Origin of the sequence: Streptomyces sp. NPDC048295, from assembly GCF_040652135.1 — a bacterium.
GTDB lineage: Bacteria > Actinomycetota > Actinomycetes > Streptomycetales > Streptomycetaceae > Streptomyces.
Genome location: NZ_JBEZLL010000018.1, coordinates 135910 through 148950, shown reverse-complemented (window position 1 = coordinate 148950; position 13041 = coordinate 135910). Strand labels below are relative to the sequence as shown.

Below are 13041 nucleotides of genomic sequence, written 5' to 3'. Positions count from 1 at the left end.
GGGTGAGAAGGATGTCGGACCTCCCGGGGAACGGGGACGGACCGGGCCCGGACGGGTGCGGGGAGGCGGGAGCGGCCGTTCGGGTGGCGCGGGTCGCGCTGGAGCTGCCGGGGACGGCGGACGCGCTGGAGCGGTACCGGGCCTCGGCCCGGCGCTGGGCCGGGGCCGGGGTGGTGGGAGTGCTGCTGTGGGTGCCCCACGCGGTGTTCGTCGGCGGGTTCTTCCGGTCCACGCTGCCCTTGGTGGCCGGAGCGGGTGCGGCCTCGCTGCTGGCCGGGGGCGCGGTACGGTCCCGGGCACGGCGGATGCGCCGGGTGCTGGGGGCGCGGCCGTGGGCGGCCCGTTCCTCGGTCGCCCTGCAGCGCGGGATGAACGGGGCGGCCGTGGTGCTGGGCGGCCCCGGGGCAGGAGAGCTGCTGCCGCTGAGGCCGTACACCACCCCGTCACGCTTCCCGCTGCTGAACCGCCCCGCCGGGGTGCTGTGGTGGTGCGGCGACGCCCGTACAGGGGGTGTGCTGGCGCCGCCGGGCGGCACGGAACTGATCTGGGCCGGGCCGGTACGGGGCCGTCGCGCCCGCTCGATCACGGCTCTTCCGCAGGTCGGCGGCCTCCGTACCCGCCCGGCCCCGCGACAGCCGCAGGGCGCCCCCGGCGGCGCGGCCGACGGGCCTGCCCGAGCGACGGCGGCCCCGGCGACGGCCCTGGAGACGGCGGTGCGGGGGCGGCGGCCCTGGTGGCGCGGGACGTTCCGCTGGGCGGTCCTCGTCGGCTGCCTCCTGATGGCGCTCGCGACCAGCTGGTCGGTGGCGTCCGAGGACGACCCTCAGGTCGACCTGACGGTGACCGGTCGGAGCGATGACGACCGCTGCCTGGTGCGGTGGACCGATCCGTTCGAGGGGCAGACACGCACGGGGCCGTTCCACTGCCAGGAGCTGGGCGGCCCGCTCGACGGCTGGGAGACCGGCTTCGTCGTCTCGTACGGGCCGTTCAAGGGCGATCTGTACGACAGCGAACTGCGCGGCACCTCGGCCGTCACCGCGACGGACACCGCCGGGCTCGGCGGGCTGGCGCTCACCGCGGTCGGGTCCGTCGGCGGCGTGGCCAGGCTGGTGGTCTCGGCCCGGCGGCGGCGCGAGGAGCAGGATGCGGCGCTGTACGCGTCGGCCGGCCTGCGGGGGGCCGGTACCGGCCCGGACGCCGGGCCGGACGCCGGATCGGACGCCGGATCGGACGGACCGTTCGGCGCGGAGGCCACTGGGGCCTCGTCCGTCGCCTACGCCGCGCTGGCCACCACGGCGGAACTGCAGGCCCGGCTGCGGGGCCCGGACACGGCGAAGCCTCGGGGCACGGGCGATGTACGGGCGGGGCGGCCGGTGACCTGGTGGCGGGTGCCGACGCTCCGGTGGGTCGCCGGGATCGCACGGACCTCGGGGCTGCTCGGGTACACGGTCGTCATCGCCGTGCTGTGCTGGGCCCTGGGTGCCGACTCGGTCCCGGGGGCGCCGAGGGCGAGCGCGGTGCTCAGCGGGATCATGGGGTGCTATTACGCCTGGCGGACGTTCCGCTCGGGCATCCCGCTGGTGCGCCGGATGGCCCGTGCCGCCGATGCCCCGGAGCCCCGGACGCGGCGATATGCCCTGCTGTTCGACAGGAACGACGCGGATGCCGGGCCCCTGCTCGTGCTCTTCCCGACCGCCGATGGCGGTGACGCGCTGCCGGAGGGGCTGCTGCGGCTCCTGCCGCCGGGGCCGGACAAGTGCCCCTGGGCGGGGCTGCCCGCGCCCACCGGGACCGCCGAGCTGCGCGGGTGGCCGGACGACGAGGAGCCGGTGGTCGTCGCCTGGATCGAGGGGCGGCCGTACTGGCCGCAGGACCCGTACCGCGGCATCGATCCGTCCGACCCCGAGGCCCTCGGCGCCGTGGCGGAGATGCTCCCCGGCCCGATGTGACACATCGGCCCCGTGCGACACATCGGCGTGACGGGCCGGCCCGATGCGACAAGCCCGGGCCGGCCCCGCGCGGCCCGTCACGCGTGCGCGCGGCCCGTCACGCGTGCGCGCGGCCCGTCACGCGTCCGCGCGGCCCGTCAGGCATGCGCGCGGCCCGTCACGCGTCCGCGCGGCCCGTCAGGCATGCGCGCGGCCCGTCACGCGTCCGCGCGGCCCGTCACGCGTCCGCGCGGCCCGTCAGGCATGCGCGCGGCCCGTCACGCGTCCGCGCGGCCCGTCAGGCGTCCGCGCGCCCTTCGCGGGCCGGGAAGTCGAGCGTCTTGCGGTGCTCGTGCCAGCGGTCCATCATCCCGACCAGCTCCGCCTGCAGGAACTCGAAGAACGCCACCGTCTCGGCGATCCGGGCGCCGGCCGGGGTGTCCTCGCCCAGGATGCGGACGCCTTCCTTGAGGGTGTTCTCCCACCGGGTGAGCACCCGGTCGCGGCTGGCGAAGGTGGTGAACCAGACCTCGTCGAGCAGGCGGTAGCGGTCGCGGCGCGAGCCCGGCTCGCGCTCGCGGCCGACCATGCTGACCTGCGTGAGGTAATTGACCGCGCCGGACACGGCCGCCGGGCTGATCTGCAGCGCCATGGCGAGCTCGGCGGAGGTCATGGAGCCGTCGTCGTCCGCGAGGAGCGCGGCGAAGACCCGCGACGCCATCCGCTGCATCCCCGCTTCGGTCATCTCGGACGCGAACCGCTCCACGAACCGCGACACCGCCTCCGCGTCGCGCCCGGAGCCCGCGCCCTGTCCGGTCTCGCCGCTCTCGGTCCCGGCCTCGGTCCCGGTTTCGCTGGTCATCGCCCGATCGTCTCCCCTGTTTTCCCGGCCCCCGCCGTAACGTCAACTTTATACGCTTCCTTAACTTCACAACTTTGTGAAAGTAGCGTACGTTCAGAAACATGACGAAGGCAATCACGGTGGCCGGACTGCACAAGTCGTTCGGTCGGACACACGCGCTGGACGGGCTCGACCTCACCGTCGAGGCCGGCGAGGTCCACGGCTTCCTCGGGCCCAACGGCTCCGGGAAGTCCACCACCATCCGGGTGCTGCTGGGCCTGCTGCGGGCCGACTCCGGCGCCGCCCAGCTGCTCGGCCGCGACCCGTGGCGCGACGCGGTGGAGCTCCACCGCAAGGTCGCCTACGTGCCGGGTGACGTCACGCTGTGGCGCAACCTCTCCGGCGGCGAGGTGATCGACCTGTACGGGAGCCTGCGCGGCGGCCTCGACCGGGCCCGGCGCGCCGACCTCGTCGACCGGTTCGAGCTCGACCCCACGAAGAAGGGGCGTACGTACTCCAAGGGCAACCGCCAGAAGGTCGCCCTCGTCGCCGCCTTCGCCTCCGATGTGGATCTGCTGATCCTGGACGAACCCACCAGCGGGCTCGACCCGTTGATGGAGGAGGTCTTCCAGGACTGCGTCGCCGAGGAGCGTGCGCGCGGGCGGACGGTCCTGCTCTCCAGCCACATCCTCAGCGAGGTCGAAACGCTCTGCGACCGGGTCAGCATCATCCGCCAGGGGCGGACGGTGGAGACCGGTTCGCTGGCCGACATGCGCCATCTGACGCGTACGAACATCAGCGCCGAGCTGGCAGGACCGCCCGACGGGCTCGCCCGTCTGCCCGGCGTCCACGACCTCGACGTCCAGGGCCTGCGCGTCACGCTCCAGGTCGACACGGACAAGCTGGACGCCGTGCTCAGGTCGCTCACCGCCTCGGGCGTACGGACGCTGACCAGCACCCCGCCCACGCTGGAGGAGCTCTTCCTGCGCCACTACGCGACCGCCGCGGCGGATGCCCCCGGGAGCGGCGAGGACGCGGAGGTGACAGCGCGATGACCGCCGTGACCACGACCGCCCCGGCCGGCACCCGGCACCGGCCCCGGGCCGCGACCGGGCAGCTCGCCGGGACATGGACGCTGCTGCGGCTCGCACTGCGGCGCGACCGGGTCATGCTGCCGATCTGGGTGCTCGCCCTCGGCGGCTCCTTCTCCTCCGTCGGCAGCTCCATCGCCTCGCTCTACGACACCGCCGCCCAGCGTGCCGGGCTCGCCGCGTCGATGAACGGCAACAGCTCGCTCCGGGCGATGTACGGACCGGTCTTCGACGACTCGGTCGGCGGGCTCGTGAGCTGGCGGATGGCCGCCTTCGGAGCGGTGCTGGCGGCCGTGATGAGCCTGATCGTCGTCGTCCGGCACACCCGGGAGGAAGAGGAGACCGGCCGTCAGGAGATGCTCTCCGCCGCGATGGTGGGGCGCCGCGCCCCGCTGACCGCCGCGCTCCTCACCGCGGTGATCGCGAACGCGGCCCTGGCGCTGGTGGTCGCGGCGGGCCTGGCGGGGGCCGGCGCGGGCGGCGCCGGGGCGGTGGCCCTCGCCCTGGCGGTCGCCGGGACGGGTGTGCTGTTCGCCTGCACGGCCGCGATCGCCGCGCAGTTCACCGAGAGCGCCCGTCTCGCCAAGGGACTGACGGCGGCGGTGATCGGTGCCGCGTTCGTCCTGAAGGCGGCGGGCGACTCGGCGGCGGACGACGGCTCGTCCGTGCTGACCTGGCTCTCCCCCATCGGCTGGGCGGAGAACGTCCGGGCGTATGCGGACGAGCGCTGGTGGGTGCTGCTCGTCCTCGCGGCGGCCGTGGCGGTCCAGGCCGTCCTCGCGTACGGCCTGGCCGGTCGGCGCGATGTCGGCATGAGCTTCCTGGCCACCAGACCGGGGCCCGCGCAGGGGCGGATCGCCACAGCCTTCGGTCTCGCGCTGCGGCTCCAGCGCGGTGCGCTGACCGGGTGGACGCTCTCCTTCGCCGTGGTCGGTGTCGCCTTCGGCGGGCTGACCGGCGGGGCGGCCGATCTCGTCGGTGACAACGCGAAGACCAGGGAGATCTTCGAGCGGATGGGCGGTCAGGCGGGCCTGACCGACGCGTTCCTCGCCGCGATGGTCTCCGTCCTCGGGATGGTCGCGGCGCTGTACATCGTCGCGTCGGTGCTGCGGCTGCACGGCGAGGAGACCGCCGGCCGCGCCGAGCCGGTGCTGGCGGGCGCGGTGAGCCGGACCGGGTGGGCGGCCGGTCATCTGGTCATCGCGTTCGGCGGCGCGGCCCTGCTCATGACGGCCGGCGGCCTCGGCCTGGCCGTCGGGTACGGCCACGAGCTCCCGGCCGTGCTGGGGGCGTCGCTGGCGCAGCTGCCCGCGATCTGGCTGCTGGGCGGGGTGACGGTCCTGCTGTACGGGGCGTTCCCGAGGGCGGCGGTGGCGGCCTGGGGCGTCGCCGGGGTCTGTCTGGCCCTGGGGTGGATCGGGCCCGCCGTCGACATGCCGCAGGCGGTGATGGACGTATCGCCGTTCACGCACCTGCCGAAGCTGCCGGGCGGCACGGGAATGGAATGGGGCCCGGTGCTCACGCTCACCGCCGTCGCGGCGGTGCTGACCGGGGCCGGGGTGGGGGCACTGCGCAGACGCGATGTCCTGACCTGACGGTGGCGCGGGGGCAGGGAGCCCCGGCGGGTGCAACCCCGCAGCGGTGCCCCCGCGTCACTCCGTTCATGGAGAACCGAAGCGAAGCCGTCCGCGGGGTCGTCGGATGCCTGGTCGTCGCCGCGGGCGGGGCCGCCGGAATGCTCGCCTGGGCGCCGTACGGCAGGCACGGCCTCGTGAGCGGCTTCGAGGGCGCGACGGAGTGGAACGTGCTCTGGCTCGGGCTGCCGGTCATGACACTCGGCGGTATCACGGCTGGGCTCACCCTCGTCGCCCTCGCGGGGCGGAAGTGGCGGCGGGCGCTCGGGGCGGCGGCGGTGCTCGCCGCGATCACCGGCTTCGGGGTGGCCTTCGACGTACTGGAGGGCCCGCCCCTGGCCTGCGGACCGGGATGCTGAGCCGCGGGGCGGCCGGGCGCCCGGCGGGCCCCGGCCCGCGGCCCGTCACAGCTCCACGCGCAGTTCCTTCAGCCCCCTGATCACATAGCCCGGGTTCCACTCCGGTTCGGCCGACAGCCGCATGCCCGGGGCGCGGCGCAGCAGTTCGCCGAAGGACGCGGCCAGTTCGACCCGGGCCAGCGGGGCGCCCAGGCAGAAGTGGATGCCCGCCCCGAAGGTGATGTGCGGGTTGTCCCGCCGTGCCAGGTCCAGCGTGTCCGGGGCGGTGAAGCGGGCGGGGTCGCGGTTGGCGGAGCCGAAGAGCAGCGCCACCTCCGAGCCGCGCGGAATGACCGTCCCGTCGATCTCGATGTCGTCCAGGACCCAGCGCTCGAACATCTGCAACGGGGTGTCGTACCGCATCAGCTCCTCGATCGCCGTCGGCAGCAGCCCGTGGTCGGCGCGCAGCGCGGCCAGTTGCCCGGGGTGGCGCAGCAGGGTCCACCAGCCGTTCACGGTGGTGTTGACGGTCGCCTCGTGGCCGGCGTTCAGCAGCAGCACACAGGTGGAGATCATCTCCTGCTCGCTCAGCCGCTCCCCCTCGTCGTGGGCGGCGATGAGCGCGGAGATCAGATCCGGACCGGGGTTCTCGCGCCGCTCCTCGATCAGCTCGCGCAGATAGGCGGAGAAGTCGAGCGAGGCGCGGACGGCGGCGCGGGCGGTCTCCTCGGACGGGTTCAGTTCGAACATTCCGCAGATCGCCGCGGACCAGGGCCGCAGCGGGGCCCGGTCGGACTCCGGGATGCCGAGCATCTCGGCGATGACGGCCACCGGCAGCGGCTCGGCGACCGCCGTGAGCAGATCGCCGCCGCCCGCCTCGACGAAGGAGTCGACCAGTTCGGCGGCCAGCCGCCGCACGGTCGGGACGAGCTGCTCGACCGTACGCGGGGTGAACGCCTTGGAGACCAGGCGCCGGATCCGGGTGTGGTCGGGGGCCTCCAGGTCGAGGAGCCCCTGCCCGTTGAGGGTGTGGAAGGGCTCGTGCCCGGCGGGCGGCAGTGTCCGGCCGAACTCCTCGTGGGTGAAGCGGTGCAGATACGTGCGGCCCAGGCGGCGGTCGCGCAGCAGGGCGGACACATCGGCGTGGTGCGGGACGAGCCACTGGTCGGTCGGCTCGAAACGGTGCACCCGGCCGGTGGCGCGCAGCGCGGCGTAGGCGGGGTACGGGTCGGCGACGAAGGCCGGGGACCAGGGGTCGAAGCGGGCATCGGCCGCGGAACGGTGAGACGGGTGCATGGGCGGACGCTAACCGCACCCCACCGCCACCGGCCACCCGCCCCGCACCCGGCCCGGCGCCCTCAGGACGGGGTGACCAGCCGGGCCTCGTACGCGAAGACGGCCGCCTGGGTCCGGTCGCGCAGCCCCAGCTTCACCAGGATGCGGCTCACATGCGTCTTGATGGTGGACTCGGCGACCACCAGGTGCGAGGCGATCTCGGCGTTGGACCGGCCCTGCGCGATCAGGACCAGCACCTCCGTCTCGCGCTCGGTGAGGTCGCCGACCCGGGAGAGGGCGGGCGAGCGCGGGGCCTGTGCGAGCTTCGAGAACTCGTTGATCAGCCGCTTGGTGACGGTCGGGGCGAGCAGCGCCTCGCCCGAGGCCACCACCCGTACCCCGTCGGCGAGCTGGCGCGCGGAGGCGTCCTTGAGGAGGAAGCCGGACGCCCCGGCGCGCAGCGCCTGGTACACGTACTCGTCGAGGTCGAAGGTGGTCAGCACCAGCACCTTGGCGTCCGCGTCGGCGGCGACGATCTCGCGGGTGGCCTCGATGCCGTTGAGTTCCGGCATCCGGATGTCCATCAGGACCACGTCGGGGCGGAGCGCCGCGACCTGGGCGACGGCCTGCCGGCCGTCGACGGCCTCGCCGACGACCTCGATCCCCGGCATGGCGTTGAGCAGCACCGAGAAGCCCTCGCGGACCATCATCTGGTCGTCCACGATCAGCACCCGGATGGACGGGGCGGTGGAAGTGCTCATGCCCGGTCCGCCTTTTCCAGAGGCACTGCCCGGTCCGCCTTCTCCCGGGGCTCGGAGCCGGCCTGTACGGGGATGAACGCGGAGATCTCGTAACCGCCCTCGCCCGTCGCCTCGGCCGTCATGTCCCCGTCCAGCATCGCGACCCGCTCCCGCATCCCGGTGATCCCGTGCCCGGCCCCCGGCGAGGGCTTCACCGGACCGGTGGGCGGCCCGTTGACGATCCGCAGGCCGAGCCCGCCCAGCACATAGCCGATCTCCACCTTGGCGGTGGCGCCCGGCGCGTGCCGCAGGGTGTTGCTCAGGGCCTCCTGGATGATCCGGTACGCGGACAGCTCGACGCCCTGCGGCAGTTCACGTACCGCGCCGGTGACCGTCTTCTCCGTCTCCAGGCCGGCCTCGCGGACATTGGCCAGGAGCCCGTCGAGCTGGGCGAGGGTGGGCTGCGGGGCGTCCGGGGCCTGGTAGTCCTCGGCCCGTACGACGCCGAGGACCCGGCGCAGCTCGGTGAGGGCGGCGACGGCGTTCTCCCGGATCGTGACGAAGGCCTGCTCCAGCTCGGGCGGCGGGTTCTCCACCCGGTACGGGGCGGCCTCGGCCTGGATCGCGACGACCGACATGTGGTGCGCGACCACGTCGTGCAGCTCCCGGGCGATGGTGGTGCGCTCCTCCAGCAGCGTGCGCCGGTCGCGTTCGACGGCGGTCACGGTGCGCTGCACGGTCACCTCGCGCTCCGCGTCCTGGCGGATCTGCACCATCGCGACCACGAGCAGAGCGAGCGCGGAGACCACGGCCATGCCCACGGTGGTGGTCCCGGGCCGCCAGACGGCGTTCTCCATGACCGTGCCGAGCAGTACGGTCAGGCCCCACATCCAGCCAGCGGTACGCGGCCCGGTCCTGGCCGCGACGACGACCAGCACGACCAGGTGCGCGAAGAACGAGCTGGGCCCCCACGGCCACCCGCCGTGCCCGACCACCGCGGTCACCGGGGTCAGCAGCAGCGACATCCAGAACGCCCCGACCGGCCTGACCAGGGTCATCAGGACGCTGACGGCCGGGAACACCGCGAGCAGCTCGGCGAGGGGGAATTCCGTCGCCGCGATCCCCGTCAGGAAGGTGAGGAGCGCCGCCGTCACCACCAGCGCGTGCGGCGCCCATACGGCACGCGCCCGTATCCGCTTCGGCAGCCGGCGGATCAGTGGCCCGTCCATCCGCAGCTGCGGCATCGGGCGATAGGCGAACGCGTCGTGCATGAGGGCCTGCCGGAGGCCGCCCATCGCCCCCGCGGCCATCCGGTACTCCGGACTTCTGCTCTTGGTCTCGGTCACGCCTCCACGGTAGGGGGCGGTCCGGGGCCCGGTCGTCAGCAGTGATACGGATCCTGCGCCGTCCGTCGCAAGTACTACGGAGTCCTCCGCACCGCGCCGTCCCGCCGCGTCCCCGCGCTCACCAGGCCAGTTGGGCGAGCTCCTCCGCCACCACCGCGCACGCGTCCGCCGCCGGATCGATCAGCGGGAAGTGGCCCACCTCGGGCAGCAGGGTCAGCCCCACCGTCTCGCCCGCCCTCGCCGCCGCGTCGACGAACGCCTCCGCGACCGCCTGCGGCACATCGGAGTCGGTGGTGCCCTGCACCACGGTGGTCGCGATGCCGGTGGGCAGCAGCACGGCCGGGTCGGCGTGCGCCGCCCGTTCCTCGAAGTCCTCCGCACGGCCGAGGAACTGAGCGACGCCCCCGGAGCACACGTCCAGCGCGACGGCGGTGGTGAAGTCGGCGAGCGGCGCCAGGGCGACGACCCCCCGCAGCTGCGGCGGCGTGGGCAGCCGCCACGGCGACCCCTCGGGCAGTACGTGCCGGGCGGCGGCCCACAGCGCCAGCTGCCCGCCCGCGGAGTGCCCGGCGAGAACGATCCGCCGGGCATCGGCCTGCGGGAGCTCCCGGGCCAGCAGCGCCGGCAGCGCGTCCATCGCCGCGGCGACGTCGTCGAAGGTCTCCGGCCAGCGGCCCGCCACCCAGTCGGCACCCCGCTGCGGCGGGATCCCGCCCCGCCGGTACTCGACGCTGGCGACGGCGAATCCGCGCCGGGCCAGGAAGTCCGCGAACGGCGACACATGCCGCCGGTCGTACGGCGCCCGCCAGACCCCGCCGTGCAGGACGACCACGACCGGCGCCCCGGTCCGCCCGTCACGCGGGGCGTAGAAGTCGATCAGCTGGTCGGGGTGGCTGCCGTAGGCGGCGGACGTGTCGGGGGCGACCGGTGGATGCGAGAAGGCCGACTCGGCCTCAGCGGCGTCCCGATCGCGCGCGGCAGAATCCGACATGCTGCTCCTACCGTCCTGTAGCTGTTGAGCCCAACTGGCCTGACCTGCGGGGACGGTACCAGTACCGAAGGGTTCCGTCCCCGCGGAGGATCACCGCGGGAGACCGGCTCCCGCGGAGGATCCCGCCACCTCTTCCGCCAGCACCTCGCTCAGCACCCGCGCCGCCCGCTCCACGTCCGCGAATCCGACGTACAACGGCGTGAATCCGAACCGCAGCACGTCCGGCCGGCGCAGGTCCCCGACGACGCCCCGGGCGATGAGTCCGCTCATCACCCGGTCCGCGTCCTCGCAGCGCAGCGCGACCTGGCTGCCGCGCTCCTCGGGGGCGGGGGTGATGGAGGGGACCCGGCCCTCGGGTGCGTACCGGGCGACGCACTCCAGGAAGAAGTCCGTCAGCGCCAGGGACTTGGCCCGCACCTCGTCGATGGACACCCCGTCCCACACGTCCAGCGCTGCTTCGAGCGTCAGCATGGAGACGATGTCGGGGGTGCCGACCCGGCCTCGTACCGCCCCGTCGGCCGGGGTGTACTCCGGGGTCATGCCGAACGGGTCGGCGTGCGACGTCCACCCCGGTAGGGGCGAGTCGAAGGCCGCCTGGTGGCGTTCGGCGACATAGATGTAGGCGGGCGAACCCGGGCCGCCGTTCAGGTACTTGTACGTGCAGCCGACCGCCAGGTCCACGCCGTGCTCGTCGAGGCCGACGGGCAGGGCGCCGGCGCTGTGGCACAGGTCCCAGACGGCGATGGCGCCCGCCCCGTGCACGGCGGCGGTGAGTCCGGGCAGGTCGTGGAGCCTGCCGGTGCGGTAGTCGACATGGTTGAGCAGCACGGCCGCGGTACGGGGGCCCAGCGCGCCGGGCACCTCGGCGGGGGCGACCGGGACGATCCGGTGGCCGGTCATCCGGGCCGCCGATGCGGCGATGTACCCGTCCGTGGGGAAGGTCGTCGCGTCGACGAGGATCTCGTCGCGCCCCTGCGGCGCCAGCCGGGTCGCGGCGACGACGGCCTTGAAGACGTTCACGCTGGTCGAGTCGCCCACCACGATCTGCCCGGCGGCGGCGCCGACGAGCGGGGCGATCCGGTCACCGATCCGTTCCGGCGCGGTCCACCAGCCGCTCTCGTCCCAGGACCGGATGCGCAGCTCGCCCCACTCGCGGGTGAGGACCTCCTGCACCCGGGCGGGCACGTGCGCGGGCAGCGCGCCGAGCGAGTTTCCGTCGAGGTAGACGGTGTCGTCGAGGGTGAACAGCTTCCGCCGGTCCGCGAGCGGGTCGGCGGCGTCGAGTGCCGCGGCCCGCGCGGCGAGGGACTCGGACAGGGCGGCGGAGTTCTCGGGCATGGCGGCGAAGGTCTCAGACATGGCTGCGCGCCGTCCACAGCTCGGGGAAGACGTTCTTCGTGGCCCGCTTCTCCAGCCAGGCGACCCCGGCGGAGCCGCCGGTCCCGGTCTTGGAGCCCATCGCGCGCCGGGTGGCGACGAGATGGTCGTTGCGCCAGCGCCACACCAGCTCGCCGACATCGGTGAGCGCCTCGCCGAACCGGACCAGGTCCTCGTGCTGTTCCGGGGCGGCGTAGATCTCCGTCCAGACCGCCTCGACCTCGGGGGACGGTTCGTACTTCCGCGTCAGGTCCCGGGTGAGCACGGACTGCGGCACGGCGAAACCGCGCCGGGCGAGCAGGGCGAGCGTCTCGTCGTACAGCCCCGGCTCGGCGAGCGCCTTCTCCAGCTCGGCGTGGACCCGGGGCGCGCCCCGGTGCGGGACCAGCATGGACGCGGACTTGTCGCCGAGCAGGAACTCCATCCGCCGGTACATCGCCGACTGGAAGCCGGAGCCCTCGCCGAGGGCGGAGCGGTAGGAGTTGAACTGGGCGGGGGTGAGCTGGGCGAGCGGGGTCCAGGAGGCGTTGAGCGCCTCCAGCTCCCGCACCGACCGCTTGAGCGCGTCGCGTGCGACGGTCAGCCGGTCCTCGCGCAGGGCGTGCGCGGCGGTCTCCCACTCATGGACGATGACGGTGAACCACAGCTCCATGACCTGTGTGGTGACCAGGAAGACCATCTCGCCCGGATCGTCGGAGCGAGGGTGCTGGAGATGGGTCAGGACATCCGCCTGGACATAGTCCTCGTACGGAGTCGTTCCCGCGAAGTCGAGGTGCGGGGTCTGCGCACCGGTGGCTTCGGGGTCGGGGTGGATCGTCGACATTGCTGTCTCCTCGACACAAGCTTCCGGGTAGCGGTCCGCCCCTTCCGTGAGGTGGTGGAGCTCCGGTCCCCTGTCCGCATCCTAAACGGACGCCCCAGGAGCACGCAGACCCCGCGGACGTACCACCTGTCCACGGGGTCCCGGGCGATGCTCCAGGGCTTCTCGTCCGGATCCTGCCGGGCTCGCGGGGGCCGGCTTGATCCAGTTGACAGACCCTAGCCGAGGGTCTCGGCGGCGGTCGGCGAGGAGTCGCGCAGGAAGGCCGAGCAGCGCTCGTACTCCTCCTGCTCACCGATGGCCTGGGCGGCCCGCGCCAGGGCGTGCAGGGCGCGCAGGAAGCCGCGGTTCGGCTCGTGCTCGAACGGTACGGGGCCGTGGCCCTTCCAGCCGGCCCTGCGCAGGGCGTCGAGGCCGCGGTGGTAGCCGGTGCGGGCGTAGGCGTACGACTCGACGACGCGGCCGCCGTCGAAGGCCTCGTCGGCGAGCTGCGCCCAGGCCAGGGAGGAGGTCGGGTACTTCGCGGCGACATCGGCGGGGGCCGTGCCGTTCGCGAGCAGCTCGCGCGGCTCCGGGTCGTCGGGCAGATGGGTCGGGGGAGGGCCCCCGAGCAGGTTCTCGTGGATCGACATGGGTTCAAGTGTGCCTGGCACTGGCGTG

General features: G+C 73.9%; 12 protein-coding genes. 4 read left to right on the top strand and 8 right to left on the bottom strand.

The window, feature by feature from the left end; translation table 11 throughout:
- Positions 1–11: 11 nt before the first annotated feature.
- Positions 12–1949: a hypothetical protein gene (locus AB0D53_RS25770; RefSeq protein WP_362450531.1), complete on the top strand. Its 1938-nt coding sequence runs from the start codon at positions 12–14 to the stop codon at positions 1947–1949.
- Positions 1950–2226: 277 nt separating this feature from the next.
- On the opposite strand, the gene AB0D53_RS25765 is transcribed toward AB0D53_RS25770, so the two are convergent.
- Complete coding sequence (locus AB0D53_RS25765) at positions 2227–2673, bottom strand: MarR family transcriptional regulator (RefSeq protein WP_362450608.1); 447 nt, start codon at positions 2671–2673, stop codon at positions 2227–2229.
- Between the two features lie 218 nt (positions 2674–2891).
- Here AB0D53_RS25765 and AB0D53_RS25760 point away from each other — a divergent pair, with 218 nt between their 5' ends.
- The 3 genes from AB0D53_RS25760 (at position 2892) to AB0D53_RS25750 (ending at position 5853) form a co-directional block, all read left to right on the top strand.
- Positions 2892–3824 carry an ABC transporter ATP-binding protein gene (locus AB0D53_RS25760; protein ID WP_362450529.1) on the top strand — a complete coding sequence of 311 codons (933 nt, stop codon included), beginning with the start codon at positions 2892–2894 and terminating at the stop codon, positions 3822–3824.
- Positions 3821–5455 (top strand): ABC transporter permease, encoded by a 1635-nt coding sequence (locus AB0D53_RS25755; protein WP_362450527.1) that lies wholly within the window; start codon positions 3821–3823, stop codon positions 5453–5455. Before AB0D53_RS25760 ends, AB0D53_RS25755 begins: the two co-directional genes overlap by 4 nt.
- Before the next feature lie 68 nt (positions 5456–5523).
- Positions 5524–5853, top strand: a complete 330-nt coding sequence (locus AB0D53_RS25750; RefSeq protein ID WP_362450525.1) for a hypothetical protein — start codon at positions 5524–5526, stop codon at positions 5851–5853.
- Between the two features lie 45 nt (positions 5854–5898).
- On the opposite strand, the gene AB0D53_RS25745 is transcribed toward AB0D53_RS25750, so the two are convergent.
- The 7 genes from AB0D53_RS25745 to AB0D53_RS25715 all read right to left on the bottom strand — a co-directional run bounded on the left by AB0D53_RS25745 (position 5899) and on the right by AB0D53_RS25715 (position 13013).
- Positions 5899–7128, bottom strand: coding sequence for a cytochrome P450 (locus AB0D53_RS25745; RefSeq protein WP_362450522.1), 1230 nt, complete (start codon positions 7126–7128; stop codon positions 5899–5901).
- 62 nt (positions 7129–7190) lie between these two features.
- Complete coding sequence (locus AB0D53_RS25740; protein WP_362450520.1) at positions 7191–7868, bottom strand: response regulator transcription factor; 678 nt, start codon at positions 7866–7868, stop codon at positions 7191–7193.
- On the bottom strand, positions 7865–9142 hold the full coding sequence (locus AB0D53_RS25735) for a histidine kinase (RefSeq protein ID WP_362450606.1): 1278 nt from the start codon (positions 9140–9142) through the stop codon (positions 7865–7867). Before AB0D53_RS25735 ends, AB0D53_RS25740 begins: the two co-directional genes overlap by 4 nt.
- A 169-nt stretch (positions 9143–9311) precedes the next feature.
- Positions 9312–10184, bottom strand: a complete 873-nt coding sequence (locus AB0D53_RS25730) for an alpha/beta hydrolase (protein WP_362450517.1) — start codon at positions 10182–10184, stop codon at positions 9312–9314.
- Between the two features lie 90 nt (positions 10185–10274).
- Entirely contained in the window at positions 10275–11522 is a 1248-nt protein-coding gene (kynU, locus tag AB0D53_RS25725) for a kynureninase (protein ID WP_362450604.1), read from the bottom strand.
- Between the two features lie 13 nt (positions 11523–11535).
- Positions 11536–12384 (bottom strand): tryptophan 2,3-dioxygenase family protein, encoded by an 849-nt coding sequence (locus tag AB0D53_RS25720; RefSeq protein ID WP_362450515.1) that lies wholly within the window; start codon positions 12382–12384, stop codon positions 11536–11538.
- Between the two features lie 215 nt (positions 12385–12599).
- Positions 12600–13013, bottom strand: coding sequence for a DUF3151 domain-containing protein (locus AB0D53_RS25715; protein ID WP_072487865.1), 414 nt, complete (start codon positions 13011–13013; stop codon positions 12600–12602).
- Positions 13014–13041 lie beyond the last annotated feature (28 nt).

Coding starts and splice junctions, on each gene's coding strand:
- AB0D53_RS25770 (WP_362450531.1), top strand. CDS start 12: ATGTCGGACCTCCCGGGGAACGGGGACGGACCGGGCCCGGACGGGTGC.
- AB0D53_RS25765 (WP_362450608.1), bottom strand. CDS start 2,673: ATGACCGAAGCGGGGATGCAGCGGATGGCGTCGCGGGTCTTCGCCGCG.
- AB0D53_RS25760 (WP_362450529.1), top strand. CDS start 2,892: ATGACGAAGGCAATCACGGTGGCCGGACTGCACAAGTCGTTCGGTCGG.
- AB0D53_RS25755 (WP_362450527.1), top strand. CDS start 3,821: ATGACCGCCGTGACCACGACCGCCCCGGCCGGCACCCGGCACCGGCCC.
- AB0D53_RS25750 (WP_362450525.1), top strand. CDS start 5,524: ATGGAGAACCGAAGCGAAGCCGTCCGCGGGGTCGTCGGATGCCTGGTC.
- AB0D53_RS25745 (WP_362450522.1), bottom strand. CDS start 7,128: ATGCACCCGTCTCACCGTTCCGCGGCCGATGCCCGCTTCGACCCCTGG.
- AB0D53_RS25740 (WP_362450520.1), bottom strand. CDS start 7,868: ATGAGCACTTCCACCGCCCCGTCCATCCGGGTGCTGATCGTGGACGAC.
- AB0D53_RS25735 (WP_362450606.1), bottom strand. CDS start 9,142: ATGGGCGGCCTCCGGCAGGCCCTCATGCACGACGCGTTCGCCTATCGC.
- AB0D53_RS25730 (WP_362450517.1), bottom strand. CDS start 10,184: ATGTCGGATTCTGCCGCGCGCGATCGGGACGCCGCTGAGGCCGAGTCG.
- kynU (WP_362450604.1), bottom strand. CDS start 11,522: ATGCCCGAGAACTCCGCCGCCCTGTCCGAGTCCCTCGCCGCGCGGGCC.
- AB0D53_RS25720 (WP_362450515.1), bottom strand. CDS start 12,384: ATGTCGACGATCCACCCCGACCCCGAAGCCACCGGTGCGCAGACCCCG.
- AB0D53_RS25715 (WP_072487865.1), bottom strand. CDS start 13,013: ATGTCGATCCACGAGAACCTGCTCGGGGGCCCTCCCCCGACCCATCTG.